The following is a 21,150-nucleotide window of genomic DNA, read 5'->3' as shown; positions in this document are numbered from 1 at the left end:
TCTCGTGGTGGAGGTTGTGTGGACAGAGAGTTGAACGAGCAGGTCATGATTGAACGCGTCGAGATGATTGCGCGACTGACGACAGAAGGAACATGTCAGGAAAGAGATCGTGAGATTGCCCTGAATTTGATTGCTGAGATTGCGCGGGGAAATTTAATCAAGAACAACGCATTTACCGTTGTTTTCTCAGCATCGCCTGTTCCGGAACGAATCAAAAAAGAGGGTAACGTTCGGGTGAACATTACGCTCGATAAAGATCAGCAGATTGGCCATGCCGTCGTTGAAGCCTTTCAGTGCGAACTGACCCGCAGAATACGATCCCTTTTTCCGTCATCGCGGGTGAGCGTGAAAATAGGGTCGGTGACGGGAGTCGAGCTCCAGGGGCTTGAAGGAGAGGCCGATCGCGAAATGCTGGATAATATTCTCCGGGAAGTCTGGGAAGACGAGAGCTGGCGTTAGCCCAGCGTCATAGCCCGAACGTACACCCTCATTCAGATTTTGCGCTTTCGTCGACCCACGCTTCGCTGCTTGTGGACGGTCTGTTGTGTCCGCGATTGCCCATCCGTCAGCGATAGCGCAAAGGCCGCCAGCCCGGGAAACTCTACAGTACCTGGTAACCGGATGTTGGGAGCGTCTGATGAAGATCTATGCAATGCAGGGGGACACGCTTGATGCCGTTTGCGCCCGCTATTATGGGCGCACGGCTGGCGTCGTAAAAGCCGTTCTGAAGGCCAATCCTGGCCTCGCGGAGTCAGGCGTTATTTTGCCTCACGGCACGCCGGTAGAGATGCCGGAGGTGAATAGCGCCCCCACCAAAGAATCCGTAAACCTATGGGACTGAGCCTGGAGAAAATCACCACGGTTATCGCCTACTGGCTGGCCGTGGCGCTGGCCTGGTTCGGGGCGATGTCTCCTGAAAAGGTTGCGCTGTACGTGGGGAGCCTTTGCGCCATTTTTACCGCGCTGACGAATTACTGGTTTAAGCGCAAAACCTGGCGCTACCTCCAGTCTCTGGGCCTCGATAAGAAGAGCATTCGTGAACTCAATCATTAAGCGTTGCAGCGTCGCCGGCGTGCTGGCCCTGGCGGTGCTGATGCCTGACTTTCGATTACTGAAAACCTCCCCGGAGGGGCTGGCGCTGATTGCCGATCTCGAAGGATGTCGCCTCTCGCCCTACCGGTGCAGCGCTGGGGTATGGACGTCAGGCATTGGTCACACGGCAAACGTCGTGCCGACGCGGGACATTACCGAGCGTGAGGCCGCGGTAAATCTGGTCGCTGATGTGCTCAACGTTGAGCGTCGTCTGGCGGCGTGCGCGCCGGTGGAGATGCCGCCGCGGGTCTACGACGCGCTGGTGAGTTTTTCCTTTAACGTCGGCGCAGGCGCCGCCTGCCGTTCGACTCTGGTCTCCTTTATCAAACGTAAACAGTGGTCACAGGCGTGCGGGCAGCTTACCCGCTGGGTGTACGTCAACGGCGTCAAAAATACCGGGCTGGAAAATCGTCGTGTCCGCGAGAAGGCCTGGTGCATGAAGGGGCTGCCATGAGAGTCCTCATGCTGATGCTGGCCGGACTGCTGGCGATCGCGCTGTGGCTTCGTCATGACAACCAGACCCTGTCCCGTTCTTTAGCCACGGCCAACCGGGTCGCCAGCGAGCAAAAAACGGCCCTCGCCACGCTTAACCATCAGCTGTCTCTGTCGCAACGGATGGCCAGAGCAAATGAAAACGCCCAGGTCAGGCTCCGTGAGGAGCTTGTTACTGCGGGCGAGGAGAGGGCAAGACGGGAAGCGACTATCGGGAGATTACTCAATGAAAATAAAGCGTTACGCCGCTGGTATACCGCTCAGCTGCCTGATGTTGTCCGCAGGTTGCACACCCGCACCGCCTGTGCCTCCGCAGCACATTGTTTACAACGCCTGCCCGAAGGTGAGCCGCTGCCCGATGCCGGGAAGCGAACCCGCCACTAACGGCGATCTCAGCGCGGATATTCGCAGGCTTGAATACGCCCTTATCGCCTGCGCGCTGCAGGTTGAAACCATAAAAGACTGTCAGGATAAACTCGATGCACAAACTCAAGAGCCTGCGTCAGGCATTAATTGACGCGATCCCCCAACTGAATGCCAACCCGGAGCGCCTGCAGATGTCGGTCGGAAGCGGCAATATAGACGCCCGACTTGCCTCCTCGCTCTCCTTTGAAAAGCGGTATGTGCTGAACGCGAAGGTCAGCGGTTTCACCGGCGACAGCGAGGGATTTTTTGTCCCAGTGCTGGCCTGGCTGCGGGAAAACCAGCCGGACATTTTTACCCTCGATGACGGACGCAAAAACGGATACACCTTCACGCTCGTCTTAAACGATGACGATACGATGGATATCACCATCAGCGTGCAATTGACCGAGCGCGTTCTTGTCACTCAGGAGCAGGGCGCTCTGGACGCGACGTATTCCCCGGAGCCGCCGCTGCCGGAGCCCGTCACGCGTCCGAAGGCGTTGTACATCAACGGTGAGCTGGTCAGCCAGTGGGAGGATTAAGCTTCCCGCGCTGAAGGCCGCCAGCCGCCTGCTGTCTGGACCGCTTGTTGTATCATCCCGCAGAAAACCCCGTCTCGTTGCTGCCGTTCGCCCTGAACGGCATTCTCTTCTCATGAATACATTAACTTCCATGAACGGTATCGCTCGCGCGATCCGCAACCTGATTCGTATCGGTGTTGTGACCGACGTTGACCTCAACAGAGGGCTTTGTCGTGTCCAGACCGGCGGGATGAAAACCACCTGGCTGAACTGGCTAACCTGTCGTGCGGGACGTTCGCGCGTGTGGTGGGCCCCTTCCGAGGGAGAGCAGGTGCTGCTGCTGGCCATCGGCGGTGAGCTTGATACCGCCTTTGTGCTGCCCGGCATTTTCTCGGACGACCATCCGGCACCGTCCGGGTCACCTGATGCGTTCCACGTCTCGTTTCCGGACGGCGCGGTGATCGAGTATGAACCCGGGCGCGGGGCGCTGACGGTTGCAGGCATTAAAACGGCCGACATTACCGCCTCTGAATCGCTGACCGCCACCGTGCCGGAGGTACGGGTGACGTCAACGTCCCGCATCACGCTGGATACGCCTGAAGTGGTGTGTACCAACAGGTTAATTACCGCCTCGCTGGAAGTGCAGAAGGGTGGTGTGATGGCCGGAAATATTGAGCATTCCGGCGGTAAATTCACCTCCAACGGGGTGCAGGTGGACAACCACGCGCACGGCAGTGTGCAAAGCGGCGGAAGCTGGACTAAGGGGACACAATGACGGTGCGTTACAGGGGGATGAACAGGCAGACCGGGCTGAGCATTTCAGAGGCTGAACACATTCGGCAAAGCGTGCGCGACATCCTGGTCACGCCGATTGGTTCGCGGGTCATGCGGCGGGATTACGGCTCGCTGCTGGCGGCGATGATAGACAGGCCGCAGAGCCCGGCGCTGCGCCTGCAGATCATGGCCGGCTGTTATTCCGCCATCCAGAAATGGGAGCCGCGGATAAGCCTGACGGCCATCACTTTCGAACGTTCGGAGAACGACGGGACGTTGTATGTCGATATCACCGGCACGCGCCCGACCTCCGGACAATCCTTTTCTATCACCATTTCACTGAGTTAAACGCTATGGCTATTGTTGATCTGAGCCAGCTCGCCGCGCCTGATGTCGTGGAGGAGGTGGATTATGAAACGCTGTTGGCAGAACGAAAGGCCACCTTTGTCTCCCTCTATCCGGAAGAGGAGCGAGAGGCGATTGCACGGACGCTGACCCTGGAGTCAGAGCCGATTGTGAAGCTGCTGCAGGAGAACGCCTACCGGGAAGTTATCTGGCGCCAGCGGGTTAATGAGGCTGCGCTGGCTGTGACGCTTGCCTATTCTGCTGGTCGTGACCTTGATGTTATTGCGGGAAACAATAATACCGAACGCCTGACCATCACCCCGGGAGATGACACTACCATTCCGCCAACGGCTGCCGTCATGGAGTCTGACGCTGACCTGCGACTGCGCGCCCAGCAAGCATTTGAGGGATTGAGCGTCGCGGGGCCGGTTGGAGCCTATGAATATCATGGTCGAAGTGCCGACGGACGGGTCGCTGACGTTTCGGTTGATAGCCCTCAGCCTGCATACGTGACGATTTCGGTGTTATCCCGTGAGGGTGATGGTACCGCTCGTCCTGAACTACTGGCGGTTGTTGAAAAAGCGCTTAACGCTGAAACCGTCCGCCCGGTCGGCGATCGTGTGACTGTTCAGTCAGCAGAAATTGTGCCTTACAAGATAAACGCAACACTCTACGTTTATCCCGGACCAGAGTCTGAACCCATCAGGCAGGCTGCAGAGCAGAGGCTGCAAAATTATATCAGCGCACAGCATCGCCTTGGACGCGATATCCGCCTGTCGGCCATTTATGCAGCACTTCACGTTGAAGGCGTGCAGCGCGTTGAACTGGAATCTCCCCAGTCTGACATTGTACTGAGTAAGTCGCAGGCCTCGAACTGTACCTCGTATCAGATAGCGATCGGGGGTTCGGATGAGTGACAGGCTATTACCCGTTGGGTCCTCACCGCTGGAAATCGCTGCTGCCGCTGCGCTCTCGAATATTGAGCGTGTGCCGGTACCGCTACGCACGTTATGGAACCCCAGCGCGTGCCCGGTGAATTTACTTCCCTACCTGGCATGGGCGCTGTCGGTAGACCGTTGGGATGAGGCGTGGCCGGAGAGCACTAAACGCAGCGTCATTATGTCCTCGTTTTTCGTCCATCAGCACAAAGGAACCATCAGCGCATTGCGTCGTGTGGTGGAACCGCTTGGCTTTTTGATTGAGGTGCGCGAGTGGTGGCAGCTCGGTGAGGAGCCTGGCACATTCCGTCTGGTTGTCGGTGTGCTTGATAACGGCATCACTGACGAAATGTATCAGGAGCTTGAACGTCTCATTGAGGATGCCAAACCGGCAAGTAGACACATGACCGGGCTGGCTATCAGCCTGAGCTCGACGGGAGAGTTTTATGTCGGCGCAGGATGCTATCACGGCGATGCGCTGGCTATTTACCCCTACACCACTGAGGAACTTATTGTCGGTGGTGATTATTACCCGGCCTCGGCCATCCATTTGATTGATAACCTGAGAGTGAACGCATGACCGCAAAATATTTTGCCATACTGACGAATCAGGGCGCTGCGCGGCTAGCTAACGCGACGGCACTTGGTACGCAACTCAACCTGACGCAAATGGCGGTAGGCGACGCTAACGGAACGTTGCCAACCCCCGATCCGGCGCAGACGAAGCTCGTCAACCAAAAACGCATAGCGCCGCTGAACCTGCTCGCTGTTGACCCTAATAATACCAGCCAGATCATCGCGGAACAGATTATTCCCGAGAATGAGGGCGGTTTCTGGATCCGAGAGATCGGTCTCTATGACGACGACGGCATTCTGATCGCCGTGGCTAACTGCCCGGAGACTTATAAGCCTCAGCTGCAGGAAGGCAGTGGTCGCACGCAGACCATTCGTATGATTCTGATTGTGTCGAGCACGTCATCAATTTCCCTGAAAATTGATCCGTCGGTTGTGCTGGCAACGCGCCAGTATGTTGACGATAAAGTTATTGAGGTAAAGGGCTACGCTGATGATCAGATGAAAAAGCATATTGCTGCTGATAATCCGCATAAACAGTACCCTTTAATCGCCAATGCGTTAAAAGAAATTGCCGATGCAGGGTTGAGTGCTGAGGTTCTCAAAAACCTTGGTTTGGGAGGAGCTAAATACGTAACCAGTCGAGGAAGTAACGCAAATGGAGCTTGGGTAATATGGTCGGATGGAGCCATTGAGGTTATGGGGTATGGTGTAATCCTTGATAACGGCCTGGCAACCGTTAATTACCCAATTGCGCTACCAGGTATAAGCCGCTATATCAGCATTGCCGAACGTCTCTCTGCTGATCCTGGCACAGCGCCCAACTTTGCTCATTCATCAATGATCATTGATGCTTTAACAACAAATATCGGTTTCAAAGCTCGTTGCACAATGGCCGCAACGGGTGCCCCATCAAATAATGGTTTTTCGTGGAGAGTTTACTATGCGCCTATTTAATCCGATCACGATGACGGAGGTCATTCATGGTTTCCACGATACTGTTGGTGCTATAGAGCTCCCTGAAGATAACTGGTTTTTCACAATGCGGGAAATACCTGAGGGAATGCGGCTTGAAGTCAATGAAAAAGGTGAGCCAACTCTTATGGAAATTAGCCATGATATATCTGGCAACGAATAAATGAATACGTTTCCTGGCTGAATGCTGAAAATATCAGGTGCTGCTGATGATTATTGATACATCAAAAGCACCTGATATTGGATGACCTATACCTCGGGTTTTGGTGGAAGGTAAAGATTCGGAGCAGTGCCGGTATCAATCTTAGTTAGTTTATAACGGTACCGCTGCCATTCAGTCAGACGTGGAATATCTGCATCGTCAATGTAGCCTCCAACCTGAGCATCTGCCAATGGTGCGATAATTGCAGACGCTTCAGCCAGTAATGCGGTTTTCTGCTGTTCAGCCTTTTCCACATCCGCAGAGTGTTTCGCTTTTACGTCGGTTATCCACTCGCTGCCACTCCACTTATCATATGGCGTACCAGGGGCTTCTGTAGTCGTATCTTTCGGATAATCACCCGGCAGGGAAATCGTGACTCGTTGACCTGTCTTCGTGCTGTATACAGTTTCACTACGATGATCGACGAGGTACTCCCATGCGCTTAAGTCAGAGGTGCGACAGATAGTAAAACCTTCCAGAGCTACTCCAGGCGCATCAATACAGGATAAGGCTGGAATGCCTACACCTTCCACTAAATATTCAACGGATGAAGAAAGATATTCTCCCGTCGCCCCATCATAATTAAACACAGTAATCTCACCGGCCATAATGGCGATATGTTCACTGTTTAATTTTGCCATCACCATTATGCGGCCCTCACGATGTAGTTAAATGCGATGTTACGGGGGCGGGCTGAAACATAAGCCCACCAATCGTAACGCTGCGAATTTGCCGGACTACCTATCCATTTTTTTCCTTTAATATTTTCCCATTGTGCTGCGGTCATTACATCACCGAACCCATAGGCAGCAGACCCGATTGAGCTGATATCTCCCGTATCATTGTCATCAAAGCCCGAAACAATAGTACCTTCCTGGAATGACAGCAGCCCACGACCAGCGTCAATCCCTCGCCCGTCATCCCAGCCACGGATAAACTCACCACGTAAATCAGGTAATCTGAGCGCAGGATAAGCCAGTGCAAGCTTGGGATACTGTGAGGCGGTGAACGCCGCGCCATTGCATTTGAGCCACCCCGTCGGTGGATTTGCTGACGGCCACGGAACGGGAACGCCCACCGGCAAAGCTGACCCTTCTCCTAAACCAAGGTTTTCGAAAATGCGTGTTTATCAATTAAGTGGCATGATTTCCGGTTTTGACGGAGAGAAAGACCATGCTTATTGGATACATACGCGTGTCAACAAATGAACAAAACACCGCCTTACAGCGTGACGCGCTGCAGCGTTCAGGATGTGAGCTCATTTTTGAAGATAAAATCAGCGGTAAATCGACAAACAGACCAGGGCTCAATCGTGCCCTCAGACAGCTGAATGCGGGCGATACTCTCGTTGTATGGAAACTCGATCGGCTCGGGCGCAGTATGCGCCACCTTGTTTCAATGACCGAGGAACTACGCCAGCGAAGCATTAATTTCCGCAGTTTGACTGACAGCATTGATACCTCAACGCCAATGGGGCGTTTCTTCTTCCATATTATGGGAGCGCTTGCTGAAATGGAGCGTGAACTCATTGTCGAGAGAACGTGCGCCGGGCTGGCCGCAGCGCGGGAACAGGGACGTATTGGTGGCAGACGCCCTAAATTGACGCAGGAGGAATGGGCTCAGGCTGGAAGACTGATTGCTGCCGGAGAATCCCGGCAGCGCGTTGCGTTAATTTTTGATGTGGGTGTTTCCACGCTTTATAAAAAATTCCCCGCCACGGTAATCGGACAATCGTTGTGCCAGTCACCGCTGGACGGTGACAGTTAGCCCATAACAACTCCAACCGCGACAATATCACTCACCAACCAACCAAGGAGTTAAACGGATGAGTGATTTTCACCACGGCGTGGAAGTTATCGAAATCAACGATGGCACCCGCACCATTTCCACCGTCTCGACGGCAATCATCGGCATGGTCTGTACGGCCAGCGATGCTGACGACAAGACATTTCCTTTAAACGAGCCAGTGCTCATTACCAACGTGCAAAATGCGATTGCGAAAGCCGGTAAGGCGGGGACGCTGTCCGCTTCTCTGCAGGCGATCGCTGACCAGTGTAAACCGGTTGTCGTTGTTGTTCGCGTGGCTGAAGGCACCGCTGAAACACCGGAAGAGGCGCGCAAGCAGACCGTTTCCAACATCATCGGTACCACCGACGAAAACGGCAAATACACCGGCCTGAAGGCGCTTCTGACTGCGAAAACGGTAACCGGCGTTAAGCCACGCATTCTCGGCGTGCCGGGACTCGATTCTCAGGAAGTGGCGACCGCACTGGCCACGATGTGCCAGAGCCTGCGCGCGTTCGGCTATGTCAGCGCGTGGGGCTGTAAAACCATCTCTGACGCGATCAACTACCGCAAAAACTTCAGCCAGCGCGAGCTGATGGTTATCCATCCTGATTTTCTGGCATGGGATACCACCATGAACGCAACGACGACGGCCTGGGCGACCGCCCGCGCGCTTGGCCTGCGCGCCAAAATCGACCAGACAATCGGCTGGCATAAAACCCTGTCAAACGTTGGCGTCAACGGCGTTACGGGCGTAAGCGCCTCTGTCTCCTGGGATCTGCAGGAACAGGCTACCGATGCGAACCTGCTTAACCAGGCGGGCGTCACCACGCTGATTCGCAACGACGGCTTCAAATTCTGGGGTAACCGTACCTGCTCAGACGATCCGTTATTCGTCTTTGAAAACTACACCCGTACCGCGCAGGTGCTGGCCGATACCATGGCGGAAGCGCACGCGTGGGCGATGGATAAACCCATCACGCCAACGCTTATCCGCGACATCGTTTCCGGTATTAATGCCAAGTTCCGCGAGCTGAAAACCAACGGCTATATCGTCGACGGCTCCTGCTGGTATGACCCTGAGTCTAACGATGCATCAACCCTGAAAGCGGGGAAACTGTATATCGATTACGACTACACCCCTGTCCCGCCGCTGGAAAATCTGACCCTGCGCCAGCGCATCACCGATACCTATCTGGCAGACCTGTCAGATTCGGTTAATAGCTAAGGAGCTGCAGCATGGCGTTACCACGCAAACTTAAATACCTGAATATGTTCAACGATGGCCTGAGCTATATGGGCGTTGTTGAGTCTGTGACCCTACCGAAGCTTACCCGCAAGCTGGAGAAGTATCGCGGCGGCGGTATGCCGGGCTCGGTCTCTGTCGACCTCGGTCTGGACGATGATGCCCTGGCGCTGGAGTGGACCGTTGGCGGTCTGCCGGACGCCGCGCTGTGGGCGCAGTATGCCTCTCCGGGCGCGGGCAGCGTGCCGCTGCGCTTTACCGGCTCTTATCAGCGCGATGATACCGGCGAAATCTCTGCCGTCGAAATCGTCATGCGCGGCCGTCATAAAGAGTTCGATGGCGGTGAAAACAAGCAGGGCGAGAGCGGCACCACCAAGATGTCCACCGAGTGCGCGTACTACCAGCTGACCATTGATGGCAAAGAGATCATCGAGATCGACATCATCAACATGGTGCTGAAAGTCGACGGCGTCGATCGTCTGGCAGAACACCGTAAGGCCATCGGCCTGTAACCCTTTAACCGGCCGGGATTACCGGCCGGTGAGTTAACTTTCTGAAGAGTAAAGAAATGGAAAATATCAACGAGACCGCCATGCACGAAAGTGAAAACCCACATATCGTCACGCTTGATAGCCCCGTTCAGCGCGGTGAGCAGAAAATTGAACAGGTGACGGTTTCTAAACCCAATGCGGGAACCCTGCGCGGGGTATCGCTGGCGTCGCTGGCGCAATCTGACGTCGATGCGCTGATTAAGGTGCTGCCGCGAATGACCTCTCCGGCCCTGACCGAGCATGAGGTTGCGCGCCTGGATGCCTGCGATCTGCTCTCTTTTGCAGGTAAGGTGATCGGTTTTTTGTCACCGGCTTCGGCTCGCTGAAATTTCCCGAAAATCTGTCGGTCGACGATCTGATGGCGGATATCGCGGTGATCTTTCACTGGCCGCCGTCAGAACTGTACTCCCTTAGCGTGACCGAACTCCTCTTATGGCGCGAAAAAGCGCTGCAGCGAAGCGGAAACCACCATGAGTAATAATGTCAGTCTTCAGGAGCTGCTTAAGGCAGTCGACCGGGCAACCCGACCACTTAACGCTCTCCATAACGCCAGCGTCACTCTCGCAAGCGATATCCACGATTCGCAGACGGCGCTGGGGGCGCTTGATGAGCAGGCGGGGCGTATTAACGGCTTCAGGAAAGCAAACGCCCAGCTCTCCGTGACGGAGCAGTCGCTTGCACAGGCGAAACAACAGGCAGCGGCGCTGGCGGTGCAGCTTAAAAACACGCAAAACCCTACCCAGGCACAGGCTGATGCGCTGTCCGCAGCCCGAAAATCGGCGGCCGACCTTAAGCTTGAGTACAACAGCTTACGCTATTCGGTACAGCGGCAGCGCACTGAACTCGCCCAGGCGGGAGTCAACACGCGTACGCTCTCGTCTGATGAGCGTCGTTTACGAACTCACATCAGCGAAAAAACGCAGCAGCTTAACCGACAGCGGGATGCGCTGGCCCGCGTCAACCAGCAGCAGGAGCGGCTGAGTACCGTTCAGAATCGCTACGAGTCAGGCAAACGCGTTACCGCGCGGGTGCGCCAGCTTGCGAATGCGGGTGTGGGCATGGCCAAAGCGGGCTTTGACCAGACGTCCCGCTTTATGGCGCCAGGCATCAGCGTTGAAAAGCAGATGTCGGCCATTCAGGCAAACCTTGACCTGGCGAAGGGGGATTCCCGGCTTGAGGCGATTCGCCAGCAGGCGCGGGAGGTCAGTGCCAGGACCGGAGTACCTGCAGATACGGTCCTTCGGGCACAAACCGAACTTACTCGTTCAGGCTATGACGCCGACGGGCTGCTTGCGGCCACCGCGCCAACGGTCAACCTCAGCCTGGCGGGGAATGTCGACGCGGCTAAAGCGGCCGATATGATCGCCAGCACGCAGGCCGCGTATAGCCTGGCCGATGCGGATGCGGGACGCATCGCAGATGTGCTTACACGCGGTTTTACCTCTTCGAATACCAGCCTCGCTGAGATGGTGGCGGCCGTCACCTCTGCAGCGCCCGCTGCGGATGCCGCCGGTATGGGGCTTGAAGAGACCACCGCGCTGCTGGGCGTTCTGGCGGAAAAAGGGATGAAAGGCGCCGCCGCCGGGGACGCGCTCAGCGCGATGTTGCGCCATGTTCAGACTCCGGATGCCATAAAAGCCTCGGGGGCGCTGGCTTCCGCCGCGGGTGATGGATCGCTTGATGAAAAACGCCAGCAGTTGCGGGGGGCGAAGGGGAGTACCGCGCTCGCGGCTTCCGTGCAGACCGATAATCTTGACGGCGATATCAACCGATTCCAGGCCGCGTGGAACGGGTTGAAGATTGATGTATTTGATAAAGCGGATGGCGCTCTGCGTAACCTGATAACAACCGCAACCGGCTGGCTTGGCACGGCCTCCCTTTGGGTGAATGCCAACCCTGAGCTGACGCAGACCCTCGCCAGCGTTGTTGTCGGCGCGCAGGCGTTTGCTGGCGTACTGGGTGGCGTAGGCACGGTTCTCGGCCCGGTTCTGACGGGCGTCAATATGGTTATCACCGCGGCCGGGATGTTAGGAACGGTATTCAGCGTGGTGGGCGGCGCCATCATGACGGTGCTGGGCGCACTTAGCTGGCCGGTGATTGCCCTTGGCGCGGCGATTGCCGCCGGCGCCTTACTGATTTTCAAATACTGGGAGCCCATCAGCGCCTTCTTTGGCGGAGTGATGGAAGGGCTTTCAACGGCTTTCGCACCGCTGGGTGCGCTGTTCTCACCGGTGATGGCGGTATTTGACGCTATCTCGGAGAAGCTGGGCGGTATCTGGCAATGGTTCACCGACTTAATCACGCCGATCAAGGCGACGCAGGAAACGCTGGATGGCTGTAAAAACGCTGGCGTGATTTTTGGACAGGCGCTGGGTGATGCGTTAATGGCACCGCTTAATCTCTTTAACAGCCTGAGCGGCAAGGCCAGCTGGCTGCTGGAGAAACTCGGTCTTATCAAAAACGAGTCGGGTAATCTCGATGCCGCGGCGGCAAAAGCAGGCGCGACATCCTCTTCTGCGGGCAGTTCGTCCATTCCGGTGGCGGGGATCTCTGGCGTCGGCCTGGGGTATCAGCCAACCCTCGTGCCGGGAGGACGCTCTTACGTCGATCAGAGTAAAAGCGAATACAACATCACGCTGCAGGGGGGCACGGCTTCAGGAACGGATCTGACGCGTCAAATCCGGGAGACAATAGATAGCATTGAACAGGATAAAGCGAGACGGCAGCAAGCCAGCTTTATGTAAGGTTGAGGAGAGAGAAAATGTTAATGGTGCTGGGTCTGTTTGTCTTTGAACGACGAACCTTACCCTATCAGACAATGCAGTTTACAAAGGATTACCGCTGGGCGTCCAACAATCGGATCGGGAAACCTAAAGCCTGGCAGTACCTTGGCGAAGGCGAGACATCTTTTACCCTCTCCGGACTGCTTTACCCTGAGCTCACGGGAGGGCGGCTTTCCCTCAAGGCGGTTGAGCTGATGGCGAATGAGGGGCGGGCATGGCCGTTGATAGACGGAACCGGCATCATTCACGGCATGTTTATCATTGAAAAAGTCACGCACACGCATTCGGATTTTTACAGTGACGGTACCGCCCGAAAAATTAATTTTACGCTGGAACTGAAACGCGTGGACGAATCGCTGATGACGATGTTTGGCGATCTGAGAACCCAGGCCGAAGAGCTGGTGACGAGCGCACGTAATAGCATTGGAGGGCTGGTGGGATGATCACCGAAATGAATATCCGGGCGGGTGGGAAAATCGCCCCTGATTTTATGCTTAAGCTTGACGATCGCGATGTCACACAGAATTTCAGCCACCGTCTTATCAGTCTGAGCATGATCGACAAACGTGGACTGGAAGCCGATCAGCTGGATATTCAACTGGATGATTCCGACGGGCTGTTAGACTTGCCGGCCCGGGGGGCAAAGCTTTCCTTATGGCTGGGATGGGAGGGAACCCCGCTCCAGCCGAAAGGGAACTTTACGATCGATACAATTGAATTTCGGGGCGCGCCGGACACGCTGACCATTCGGGGATGCAGCGCTGATTTTCGTGGAAAGCTAAACGTGCGGCGCGAACAGTCGTGGCATGACACGACGATCGGCGCGATAGTCAATACTATCGCTCAGCGTAACCAGTTAACTGCCAGCGTTGCGGCGGGACTTGCATCCATCGCCATTTCTCATATCGATCAGTCTCAGGATACCGACGCTGCGTTTCTCACCCGCCTGGCCGAACGCAATGGTGCCTTTGTTTCAATCAAAGCCGGCAAGGTTATTTTTATGAAAGCGGGGCACGCCGTGACGGCCAGCGGCACGCCGATCCCCTTAATGATGATTGAGCGTGGGGACGGCGATAAGCACCTTTTTTACGTTGCCGATCGTGAAAACTATTCCGGCGTGACGGCCAAATGGCTGCAAACGCGCGACCCAAAACAGCAAAATCCTCAATTGAGTATTTTCCGTCAGTCAGGGGGGCAGCCGACAGAAGCACTGCAGCACCCGGATGCCGCCGCACCGGTAGCGGGAGCTGAAGGCAAGGAGCAGAAACCGCAAGAGAGGCTGGTGGGATCGGCGGAAAACGTATTTGAGCTCACCACGGTGTATGCCTCTGAAGAGCAGGCTCTCAGGGCCGCAGAGGCGAAGTGGCGCGCGCTGCAGCGGGGTACCGTGAATTTTTCTATCCAGCTGGCGCTGGGGCGAGCCGATCTGTACCCCGAAACGCCGGTATTAGTAAACGGTTTTAAACGCGTCATTGACGAGCAGGCGTGGATCATCGGCGAGGTGGTGCATACCCTCAACGATAGCGGATTTACCACGCAACTTAAGCTTGAACTGAATGTCACTGACGAAAAATTTATTGTTGATAGTGAGTAATACAGTTGCTATTGGTTTTATTTTGGGTATTATTGATTCACAAAATGTGAATCAAGTGGAGGGGTACATGTTTCATTGTCCTAAGTGCAAGCACTCTGCGCATGCGCGTACCAGTCGCTATCTAAGTGAAAATACCAAAGAGCGCTATCACCAGTGCACCAATGTGGACTGCAGCTGTACGTTCGTGACGATGGAGTCCGTGGAGCGCCTGATTGCGACCCCCGGTGTTTCTGAACGTGTCCAGACGGCTTCGCTGAACCAGGGTTAGTGGCTGCGTCACCGGCTCAAAAAAGCCAATAAAAAAGCCACTCAATCGAGTGGCTTAATCATATGATTCTAAAACTAAAATTTGGTGGCCCCTGCTGGACTTGAACCAGCAACCTGGCGATTTTGAGTCCCAATTTAAAGACTTATAAAACAAGAAATTACTTTTTAATGGGTTTTTGCATCGAATAATTTCAAATATGAAAGCATAGTGAATAGGTCTGCTGCCATTTTGCTGCCAATGATGCCTATAAAAAATGATAATCGCCATTCAAGAGGTAGAGGGCTAAACCAATCATAAAGGAGCCGAACAGCGAAAACACAGTGTTATACCAGTAGAAGTAGATAGGTGTTTCGGATCGGTAGATGTAGTAATTTTCATATGTGCCTTTATACCAGCCGACGAAGACCCCACTTCTAAGAGCTTTTGCTGAATGAAAAATCATCCACAATCCGCAAAGAAGTACACAGGTCAATACTAATAATGTATCCCATTCCATAGCTTGTCTTATAAAAATAACGCCTTAAAAAAGTGTTAGTGGGTTGAGCAATGTCGCTTCATTCAGGTGGTCATGTGCAAAGTGAGCGTAGCCGAGAAACTCGAAAATTTGGAGCTATGGAGACGCGCAGCAACGCGCTGGCTGGAGGTGATGTATTTGCCAGACCAGACCGATAAAACGCGCGCAGCGGCAGCGGTACGCCGCAATAACTGCCAGAGAATGCTTAACAGCATAAAGCATGATTAAAATACCCCAAACGTATAAGAAGTGCGGAGAGCCGGCACCGGGTGATCGAGCGGGGTATTGCTATCGAGGGAGGCTACGTGCTGGCAGACCCAGGGGGCGAGAGAATTGGCACTAAAAACAATATAGGGCGGATTAACCGCCCCCTTTTTTTTACGCTGTTACACGCTCGTTCCATGCGTCTGAATATTGGACGTTCCCATCGCAATACTTCCAGGTGATCCGCTCATAGCGCAGCTGTACGCCCTCATTATGATTATGCATCTGTAAACCTGGCTCTTTGCAGTTATGCATAACTGGGTTAATGCTGACTACCCGCACATTCTCAAGCAGCATGTTGAAATACTCGACCTCTTGCCCCGCGTCGTTGATTCTGTACCACTTAATTTCAACGCTTTTAAGCGTCTGGCCGGTTGCTACCGCTTTATAGAGATACGGGCTGGAGCTATCAAATTCTTTCTCGATCATAAGCGGCGCATGTAAGCGTGTACCCGTGATTTTGCCCGTGTTGCTATCGGTTGGAACAAGCAAGCCGTGACTAAAAGAGAGAATTTCTACGCTACTTTCACGATCCTGAACATCTACAGACCCCCTGATCAGGTTGCCGCCATCGTCTTTAAGCCACATGTAAGCTGGAATAGCCATTTTAAAACTCCATTTTATGAGGGTAAACCCTCATTAAACGGCTAAAACCGGATCGCAGGTGATACAAATTGTGTTATCGGTATGAGTGATTAAAACGCGTTAAGTATTGATATTAATAATAAAAATGATTGATTGATCTCAAACAGTACCGTGCAGCGCCGTTGCTCTTATGTTGCTGGTTTTGCCAGGCAAAAGGGAATAACGATGGCATGTATACCGATTTACCCGCCCCGCGGGCTGGAAATTTTGCGCGAACACATTAGGCTCGCGCGGGCGCGTCACGGAGTCCAGGATATGGCTACCCCGCTTACGTATACGTGGTTTTATGAGCGAGTAAGAAACGGCGGGGTGTGGGATTACAAACAACAAAAACGGGCTTACGCTGACTTCGGGAATTTTCATTACGGCGCAGTGGGTTATGCAGCGTGCATACCTGCAAAGATTTTGCTTATTGCCGCCGGCGCGGCGCAGTGGAAAGCCGGCACATCAAGACCAGAGTGGGGGAATTTCACGGGGGCCCCGCCGTTTGGTGATGATCCGATGGACCAATTTTGGTTAAAGCAAGGCATAGACTATGTTAAGCAGCACCACTATTAGGGCGTTTAAGGCGTTGCATTGGGTGGCTACAATTACGATGGCCATCGTGATCGCTGGGTACTGTTATTTCCAGCATATACAGCGTTTAACTGTTAGTGATCGGCTTTATGAAGTTCGCCAGCTCACGTCCCGGACCTGGTTATACATTACTGAGTATGACGGCTCGAACATGACCACAGGGGAAGTATATCGTTATTTTTTAGCAAGCAAGATTGACGGCGATCCGCTGGTGGCTCTCGAAAAACAACATATCGCCCCAACGCTTACAGCGAACACCGCCCGTGTGAAAGTTGACGGTATAGGCAACAATATCTCATTTACTGTTTATGGCACCGTGTACAGCTTTACAACGTCCGCATTTTTTTATGATGCTGAGGGAATAGCGGCCGCGCCGTTAATCGACTTAACGGCCCGCGGCGAGGGCAGGGACAAGGGGAAATTTAGTCGATAGTAAAAATCCCCTTGCAGTCGGGTCAATGACCCGATTAGCCGCGTGTAAGTTTTCACGGCGTACCCGTAGCGGTTCATGGATCAAAGGTACATTGTGATTGCCCGCCGGGCACAAATTGGGTTATTGCCCCTGCAGGTCAATGGCTGGGGCGTGAGTGAGATCCGGTTGATGTTGCCAGGGAAGAACTTCCCTGCAAAAATTACAGCCAGAATCCCCCACATACGATCTGCGAATTCGCAACTTTTGGTTTAATGATTTCGGGAATCATCATGATGCTTCGATCGTCTCAAAACACATGTCGGCGGTATGTCTAGCGGGTTTTTTGGCAGGGGAAGGCCTGATAATTCGCGGATATGCCTTACCCTGTTAGCTGTTAAAAAATGATAAGGTTTTTGGGGCATACCTTCAAAAGGGTTTTTGCGTTGATTGCTGCGAGCAAAAAGAAAAGGCAGCATTAACTGATAAGCTTTTCCGGTTGAGTCAACTTTCATGGGCGGATATCCGCCAGCAGCACTGGCATAAATTCGGATACGAAAAAATCTCCCGTAACTCAATCAAGGCGGCCATCCCCGCTCATGTTACCGAAGACGTGGAGCTTATTGCATTCCGCTTCTGTAGCAAGGTACCCATGGTAGGTTACAAGCGCGATGCTACGTTTTACGTTCTGTGGCTAGACAGGGCATTTACGCTTTATAACCATTCCTGACACGTTCCCATACTGACTATCTGAAACCTCGCTACTGGGCTACCACCAGCATCAGACTCGTAACAGATAACCAAAATATACAGGTGTATATTTAGCTTTTCTGTATCGGTTTATCTTGCTGCATACCCATGGATAGGAGGGGGAGGATCAATCCCAGAGCCTTTCATTTTGCGGAACGGCCCGCTTCATCGAATTTTTACACCCGCGAAAATAAAAAATTAGGGTAACGAACAATGCAGGCATCTGACGTGCTGGTGGGATGGTGTTTTAAACACCTTTCGGACTGAGGAACATCAGTAAGCCTGTGCCGACGACCGCGCCAAGAAAACCATAACCGCCGATGAAGTACATGGAGATCAGTCCAGAAAAATTCACTACGGCCAGCAAAACACAGAAAAGTAAGGAGGGCAGTTTATTTTTTGAGGCTATCAATGCTGCCCCAAACTCCCAGCCCAGCGAAAAGCAAAAGTAGAAGGCCGAAAATCAGCAGCGCTTTTTCATTCGTTAGGTTTCTACAGGCATAGTAACAGCCAGCATGAGCATTATTGAGAGTGGCAAACAGAACCGAAGCAGTGATGAAGAACCGTTTCATTCATACCCCTTGCAGTAGTGGTTACTGCATGAAGCTGGTTAATTCCAGGAGTGTATGAACTGTCATAAATTAACCATGAATCACTATGGTTAATTTTTTGGAAATCCCCGGTATAGCCCCGGAAAAATCAGGCTGGTGGGTGACTCCCCGCCAGCCATTGCGGTGTCTGGTGGCCCCTGCTGGACTTGAACCAGCGACCAAGCGATTATGAGTCGCCTGCTCTAACCACTGAGCTAAGGGGCCGTGGCGGTGAATTATAAAGTAACTCCCCGCAGCAATCCAGCCATTCACACCTGCCTGCTGTTTTTATAAACAACGCATAATCAATCCTTTATACTTCCCTGACGATGTATTGAGCGGGAGTAAAGATGATCAACGATATTCTGGCCCCTGGCCTGCGGGTGGTGTTCTGCGGAATTAACCCGGGCAAGTCCTCGGCGCACACCGGTTTTCACTTCGCCCATCCGGGGAATCGCTTCTGGAAGGTGATCTACCAGGCCGGGTTTACCGACAGGTTACTCAAGCCTGAAGAGGAGCAGCATCTGCTGGATACGCGCTGCGGCATTACCATGCTGGTCGAGCGGCCGACGGTACAGGCGAGTGAGGTCAACCTGCATGAGCTGCGCAGCGGCGGGCGGGAGCTGATCAAGAAGATAGAGGATTATCAGCCGGCCGCGCTGGCGATCCTCGGCAAGCAGGCCTACGAGCAGGCGTTTAGCCAGCGCGGAACGCAGTGGGGCAAACAGAGCATCATGATTGGCGTGACGCAGGTATGGGTGCTGCCAAATCCAAGCGGGCTCAACAGAGCGACGCTGGATAAGCTGGTAGAGGCGTATCGGGAGCTGGATGAGGCGCTGATGGTGCGGGGGCTGTAATCCTCTGCGGCCTGATGCCCTCACCCTGGCCCTCTCCCACAGGGAGAGGGAATAAACAAAAAAAAGCTCCCGATTGGGAGCTTTTTCACGGTCAGGACCGGTTAGTCGTCCAGGAAGCTACGCAGCACTTCAGAGCGGCTTGGGTGACGCAGCTTACGCAGCGCCTTCGCTTCGATCTGACGGATACGTTCGCGGGTAACGTCGAACTGTTTACCCACTTCTTCCAGCGTGTGGTCGGTGTTCATATCAATACCGAAACGCATACGCAGGACTTTCGCTTCACGGGCGGTCAGGCCAGCCAGAACGTCGTGCGTTGCGGCACGCAGGCTCTCGGTGGTTGCAGAGTCCAGCGGCAGCTCGAGGGTGGTATCCTCGATGAAATCACCCAGATGCGAATCTTCATCATCACCAATTGGTGTTTCCATGGAGATTGGCTCTTTGGCGATCTTCAGCACTTTACGGATCTTGTCTTCCGGCATCAGCATGCGCTCGGCCAGCTCTTCCGGCGTCGGCTCGCGGCCCATCTCCTGCAGCATCTGGCGGGAAATACGGTTGAGCTTGTTGATGGTCTCAATCATATGCACCGGAATACGGATGGTGCGCGCCTGATCCGCGATAGAGCGGGTGATCGCCTGACGGATCCACCAGGTTGCGTAGGTGGAGAACTTGTAACCACGACGGTATTCAAACTTATCTACCGCTTTCATCAGACCGATGTTGCCTTCCTGAATCAGATCCAGGAACTGCAGACCACGGTTGGTGTATTTCTTGGCGATAGAGATAACCAGACGCAAGTTCGCTTCAACCATCTCTTTCTTCGCACGGCGGGCTTTCGCTTCACCGATGGACATACGACGGTTGATATCTTTAACCTGCTCGATGGTCAGGCCGGTCTCTTCTTCAATCTGATGCAGTTTCTGCAGGCCGCGATGCACATCGTCCTTCACGTCGTGCAGTTTTTCAGACCATGGCTTGTTCATCGCGATAGCCGCGTTGAACCAGGTTTCGCTGGTTTCGTTGCCGGTGAAGAGGGTGATGAAGTTCTTCTTCGGCATTTTGCACTGCTCAACACACAGCTTCATGATGATGCGTTCCTGGGTACGTACGCGATCCATCATCACGCGCATGCTGTTTACCAGGTAGTCGAACTGTTTTGGCACCAGGCGGAACTGTTTGAATACTTCAGACAGTTTCAGGATCTCTTCCTGTGCGGCAGCATGGCTGCGGCCTTTCGCTTTGATGGTGTCACGCGTCACTTCGTACTGGGTACGCAGCTCGGCAAACTTCTCGCGCGCCAGCTCCGGGTCGATGCTGTTGTCATCGTCCGCAGTATCGTCGTCGCTCTCTTCCTCATCTTCGTCTTCGTCATCATCCATCTCTTCCTGAGACAGTTCAGAACCGACGTGAGTGGCGGTAGGCGCCATATCTTCTTCAGCGTTCGGGTCGACAAAACCGGTGATCAGGTCAGACAGGCGCGCTTCTTCCGCTTCAACGCGATCGTACTGCTCCAGCAGATAGGTAATCGCTTCAGGGTACTCGGCAACAGAGCACTGAACCTGGTTGATCCCGTCTTCGATGCGTTTTGCGATGTCAATTTCGCCTTCGCGGGTCAACAGTTCAACGGTACCCATTTCGCGCATGTACATGCGGACCGGGTCAGTGGTACGCCCGATTTCAGATTCCACGCTGGACAGTACCTGTGCAGCAGCTTCTTCCGCATCTTCGTCAGTGTTGTTGGAGGTTTCAGCCAGCAACAGATCATCGGCATCCGGTGCTTCTTCCATCACCTGAATGCCCATGTCATTGATCATTTGGATGATGTCTTCGATTTGATCTGAATCGACGATATCTTCCGGCAGATGGTCATTGACCTCGGCATAGGTCAGATAGCCTTGCTCCTTACCACGTTGGACAAGAAGTTTCAGCTGTGACTGCGGGTTTTGCTCCATAAGACGGTATCCACACTTAATTCGTTTGATTGGTGTCGGCGATGGGGCTGCC

32 protein-coding genes and 2 tRNA genes are annotated in these 21,150 nt (G+C 53.8%); 26 read left to right on the top strand and 8 right to left on the bottom strand.

The window, feature by feature from the left end; translation table 11 throughout:
- Positions 1 to 18: 18 nt before the first annotated feature.
- The 13 genes from ACMGG5_RS02760 to ACMGG5_RS02700 all read left to right on the top strand — a co-directional run bounded on the left by ACMGG5_RS02760 (position 19) and on the right by ACMGG5_RS02700 (position 6,278).
- Positions 19 to 459: a DinI-like family protein gene (locus ACMGG5_RS02760; RefSeq protein ID WP_024906437.1), complete on the top strand. Its 441-nt coding sequence runs from the start codon at positions 19 to 21 to the stop codon at positions 457 to 459.
- A gap of 178 nt (positions 460 to 637) precedes the next feature.
- On the top strand, positions 638 to 841 hold the full coding sequence (locus ACMGG5_RS02755; RefSeq protein WP_420277487.1) for a tail protein X: 204 nt from the start codon (positions 638 to 640) through the stop codon (positions 839 to 841).
- A complete protein-coding gene (locus tag ACMGG5_RS02750) occupies positions 832 to 1,053 on the top strand; it encodes an HP1 family phage holin (RefSeq protein ID WP_023309247.1) in 222 nt (73 codons plus the stop codon). The genes ACMGG5_RS02755 and ACMGG5_RS02750 overlap by 10 nt, the downstream gene beginning before the upstream one ends.
- Positions 1,037 to 1,546: a lysozyme gene (locus ACMGG5_RS02745; protein ID WP_024906439.1), complete on the top strand. Its 510-nt coding sequence runs from the start codon at positions 1,037 to 1,039 to the stop codon at positions 1,544 to 1,546. Before ACMGG5_RS02750 ends, ACMGG5_RS02745 begins: the two co-directional genes overlap by 17 nt.
- Entirely contained in the window at positions 1,543 to 1,968 is a 426-nt protein-coding gene (lysB, locus tag ACMGG5_RS02740) for an Rz-like lysis system protein LysB (RefSeq protein ID WP_420277485.1), read from the top strand. The genes ACMGG5_RS02745 and lysB overlap by 4 nt, the downstream gene beginning before the upstream one ends.
- Complete coding sequence (gene lysC, locus ACMGG5_RS02735; RefSeq protein ID WP_231103413.1) at positions 1,856 to 2,101, top strand: Rz1-like lysis system protein LysC; 246 nt, start codon at positions 1,856 to 1,858, stop codon at positions 2,099 to 2,101. The genes lysB and lysC overlap by 113 nt, the downstream gene beginning before the upstream one ends.
- Positions 2,064 to 2,531, top strand: a complete 468-nt coding sequence (locus ACMGG5_RS02730; RefSeq protein ID WP_420277483.1) for a phage tail protein — start codon at positions 2,064 to 2,066, stop codon at positions 2,529 to 2,531. Before lysC ends, ACMGG5_RS02730 begins: the two co-directional genes overlap by 38 nt.
- Before the next feature lie 112 nt (positions 2,532 to 2,643).
- Positions 2,644 to 3,285, top strand: coding sequence for a phage baseplate assembly protein V (locus ACMGG5_RS02725; RefSeq protein WP_032645069.1), 642 nt, complete (start codon positions 2,644 to 2,646; stop codon positions 3,283 to 3,285).
- The gene (locus ACMGG5_RS02720; protein WP_157189747.1) at positions 3,282 to 3,632 is read left to right on the top strand and encodes a GPW/gp25 family protein; all 351 of its coding nucleotides are present in this window, start codon (positions 3,282 to 3,284) and stop codon (positions 3,630 to 3,632) included. Before ACMGG5_RS02725 ends, ACMGG5_RS02720 begins: the two co-directional genes overlap by 4 nt.
- 5 nt (positions 3,633 to 3,637) lie before the next feature.
- A complete protein-coding gene (locus ACMGG5_RS02715) occupies positions 3,638 to 4,546 on the top strand; it encodes a baseplate assembly protein (RefSeq protein WP_061716457.1) in 909 nt (302 codons plus the stop codon).
- The gene (locus ACMGG5_RS02710; RefSeq protein WP_267215638.1) at positions 4,539 to 5,147 is read left to right on the top strand and encodes a phage tail protein I; all 609 of its coding nucleotides are present in this window, start codon (positions 4,539 to 4,541) and stop codon (positions 5,145 to 5,147) included. The genes ACMGG5_RS02715 and ACMGG5_RS02710 overlap by 8 nt, the downstream gene beginning before the upstream one ends.
- Complete coding sequence (locus ACMGG5_RS02705) at positions 5,144 to 6,097, top strand: phage tail protein (RefSeq protein ID WP_032650291.1); 954 nt, start codon at positions 5,144 to 5,146, stop codon at positions 6,095 to 6,097. The genes ACMGG5_RS02710 and ACMGG5_RS02705 overlap by 4 nt, the downstream gene beginning before the upstream one ends.
- Positions 6,084 to 6,278, top strand: coding sequence for a hypothetical protein (locus tag ACMGG5_RS02700; RefSeq protein WP_061716468.1), 195 nt, complete (start codon positions 6,084 to 6,086; stop codon positions 6,276 to 6,278). The genes ACMGG5_RS02705 and ACMGG5_RS02700 overlap by 14 nt, the downstream gene beginning before the upstream one ends.
- Positions 6,279 to 6,364: 86 nt before the next feature.
- Here the strand turns inward: ACMGG5_RS02700 and ACMGG5_RS02695 are convergent, their stop codons facing one another.
- Positions 6,365 to 6,964 carry a tail fiber assembly protein gene (locus tag ACMGG5_RS02695; RefSeq protein ID WP_420277479.1) on the bottom strand — a complete coding sequence of 200 codons (600 nt, stop codon included), beginning with the start codon at positions 6,962 to 6,964 and terminating at the stop codon, positions 6,365 to 6,367.
- Positions 6,964 to 7,401, bottom strand: a complete 438-nt coding sequence (locus ACMGG5_RS02690; protein WP_061716470.1) for a phage tail protein — start codon at positions 7,399 to 7,401, stop codon at positions 6,964 to 6,966. Before ACMGG5_RS02690 ends, ACMGG5_RS02695 begins: the two co-directional genes overlap by 1 nt.
- 89 nt (positions 7,402 to 7,490) lie before the next feature.
- On the opposite strand from ACMGG5_RS02690, the gene ACMGG5_RS02685 reads away from it, so the two are divergent.
- From ACMGG5_RS02685 to ACMGG5_RS02645, 9 genes are all read left to right on the top strand, one after another.
- On the top strand, positions 7,491 to 8,084 hold the full coding sequence (locus ACMGG5_RS02685) for a recombinase family protein (protein ID WP_061714437.1): 594 nt from the start codon (positions 7,491 to 7,493) through the stop codon (positions 8,082 to 8,084).
- A gap of 58 nt (positions 8,085 to 8,142) precedes the next feature.
- Positions 8,143 to 9,330: a phage tail sheath protein gene (locus tag ACMGG5_RS02680; protein ID WP_420277478.1), complete on the top strand. Its 1,188-nt coding sequence runs from the start codon at positions 8,143 to 8,145 to the stop codon at positions 9,328 to 9,330.
- An 11-nt stretch (positions 9,331 to 9,341) separates the two neighbouring features.
- Positions 9,342 to 9,860: a phage major tail tube protein gene (locus ACMGG5_RS02675; protein ID WP_420277477.1), complete on the top strand. Its 519-nt coding sequence runs from the start codon at positions 9,342 to 9,344 to the stop codon at positions 9,858 to 9,860.
- A gap of 56 nt (positions 9,861 to 9,916) precedes the next feature.
- A complete protein-coding gene (locus tag ACMGG5_RS02670; protein ID WP_024906448.1) occupies positions 9,917 to 10,225 on the top strand; it encodes a phage tail assembly protein in 309 nt (102 codons plus the stop codon).
- A gap of 32 nt (positions 10,226 to 10,257) precedes the next feature.
- Complete coding sequence (locus tag ACMGG5_RS02665) at positions 10,258 to 10,377, top strand: GpE family phage tail protein (RefSeq protein WP_023616176.1); 120 nt, start codon at positions 10,258 to 10,260, stop codon at positions 10,375 to 10,377.
- On the top strand, positions 10,370 to 12,643 hold the full coding sequence (locus ACMGG5_RS02660) for a phage tail tape measure protein (protein ID WP_420277475.1): 2,274 nt from the start codon (positions 10,370 to 10,372) through the stop codon (positions 12,641 to 12,643). The genes ACMGG5_RS02665 and ACMGG5_RS02660 overlap by 8 nt, the downstream gene beginning before the upstream one ends.
- Positions 12,644 to 12,660: 17 nt before the next feature.
- Complete coding sequence (locus ACMGG5_RS02655; protein ID WP_024906449.1) at positions 12,661 to 13,125, top strand: phage tail protein; 465 nt, start codon at positions 12,661 to 12,663, stop codon at positions 13,123 to 13,125.
- Entirely contained in the window at positions 13,122 to 14,276 is a 1,155-nt protein-coding gene (locus ACMGG5_RS02650) for a phage late control D family protein (RefSeq protein WP_420277473.1), read from the top strand. The genes ACMGG5_RS02655 and ACMGG5_RS02650 overlap by 4 nt, the downstream gene beginning before the upstream one ends.
- Before the next feature lie 67 nt (positions 14,277 to 14,343).
- Complete coding sequence (locus ACMGG5_RS02645) at positions 14,344 to 14,544, top strand: ogr/Delta-like zinc finger family protein (RefSeq protein ID WP_032650280.1); 201 nt, start codon at positions 14,344 to 14,346, stop codon at positions 14,542 to 14,544.
- Between the two features lie 82 nt (positions 14,545 to 14,626).
- Here ACMGG5_RS02645 and ACMGG5_RS02640 read toward each other — a convergent pair.
- Together ACMGG5_RS02640 and ACMGG5_RS02635 are read right to left on the bottom strand one after the other, a co-directional pair.
- Positions 14,627 to 14,780, bottom strand: a tRNA-Ile gene (locus ACMGG5_RS02640).
- Positions 14,781 to 14,788: 8 nt separating this feature from the next.
- Positions 14,789 to 15,040, bottom strand: a complete 252-nt coding sequence (locus tag ACMGG5_RS02635; RefSeq protein ID WP_148768800.1) for a DUF2542 family protein — start codon at positions 15,038 to 15,040, stop codon at positions 14,789 to 14,791.
- Positions 15,041 to 15,112: 72 nt separating this feature from the next.
- On the opposite strand from ACMGG5_RS02635, the gene ACMGG5_RS02630 reads away from it, so the two are divergent.
- On the top strand, positions 15,113 to 15,286 hold the full coding sequence (locus tag ACMGG5_RS02630; RefSeq protein WP_081112021.1) for a PerC family transcriptional regulator: 174 nt from the start codon (positions 15,113 to 15,115) through the stop codon (positions 15,284 to 15,286).
- A 150-nt stretch (positions 15,287 to 15,436) separates the two neighbouring features.
- Here ACMGG5_RS02630 and ACMGG5_RS02625 read toward each other — a convergent pair whose 3' ends face one another.
- Positions 15,437 to 15,928 (bottom strand): Hcp family type VI secretion system effector, encoded by a 492-nt coding sequence (locus ACMGG5_RS02625; protein ID WP_024906453.1) that lies wholly within the window; start codon positions 15,926 to 15,928, stop codon positions 15,437 to 15,439.
- A 294-nt stretch (positions 15,929 to 16,222) separates the two neighbouring features.
- Between ACMGG5_RS02625 and ACMGG5_RS02620 the strand changes: the two genes are divergently transcribed.
- Positions 16,223 to 16,525, top strand: a complete 303-nt coding sequence (locus tag ACMGG5_RS02620) for a polymorphic toxin type 44 domain-containing protein (RefSeq protein WP_420277471.1) — start codon at positions 16,223 to 16,225, stop codon at positions 16,523 to 16,525.
- On the top strand, positions 16,503 to 16,976 hold the full coding sequence (locus ACMGG5_RS02615) for a hypothetical protein (RefSeq protein WP_420277469.1): 474 nt from the start codon (positions 16,503 to 16,505) through the stop codon (positions 16,974 to 16,976). Before ACMGG5_RS02620 ends, ACMGG5_RS02615 begins: the two co-directional genes overlap by 23 nt.
- 1,118 nt (positions 16,977 to 18,094) lie before the next feature.
- On the opposite strand, the gene ACMGG5_RS02610 is transcribed toward ACMGG5_RS02615, so the two are convergent.
- Both ACMGG5_RS02610 and ACMGG5_RS02605 read right to left on the bottom strand, forming a co-directional pair.
- Positions 18,095 to 18,274, bottom strand: coding sequence for a hypothetical protein (locus ACMGG5_RS02610; protein WP_417927745.1), 180 nt, complete (start codon positions 18,272 to 18,274; stop codon positions 18,095 to 18,097).
- 167 nt (positions 18,275 to 18,441) lie between these two features.
- Positions 18,442 to 18,517: transfer RNA gene (locus ACMGG5_RS02605), tRNA-Ile, on the bottom strand.
- Between the two features lie 125 nt (positions 18,518 to 18,642).
- Between ACMGG5_RS02605 and mug the strand changes: the two genes are divergently transcribed.
- Positions 18,643 to 19,149: a G/U mismatch-specific DNA glycosylase gene (gene mug / locus ACMGG5_RS02600; protein WP_029741755.1), complete on the top strand. Its 507-nt coding sequence runs from the start codon at positions 18,643 to 18,645 to the stop codon at positions 19,147 to 19,149.
- A 101-nt stretch (positions 19,150 to 19,250) separates the two neighbouring features.
- Here mug and rpoD read toward each other — a convergent pair whose 3' ends face one another.
- Positions 19,251 to 21,098, bottom strand: coding sequence for an RNA polymerase sigma factor RpoD (gene rpoD / locus ACMGG5_RS02595; protein WP_023309228.1), 1,848 nt, complete (start codon positions 21,096 to 21,098; stop codon positions 19,251 to 19,253).
- Positions 21,099 to 21,150: the final 52 nt, after the last annotated feature.

The sequence above is a fragment of the Enterobacter sp. BNK-34 genome, assembly GCF_048684445.1.
GTDB classification, from domain to species: Bacteria; Pseudomonadota; Gammaproteobacteria; order Enterobacterales; family Enterobacteriaceae; genus Enterobacter; species Enterobacter pseudoroggenkampii.
This window is presented reverse-complemented; position numbering and strand designations above follow the sequence as displayed.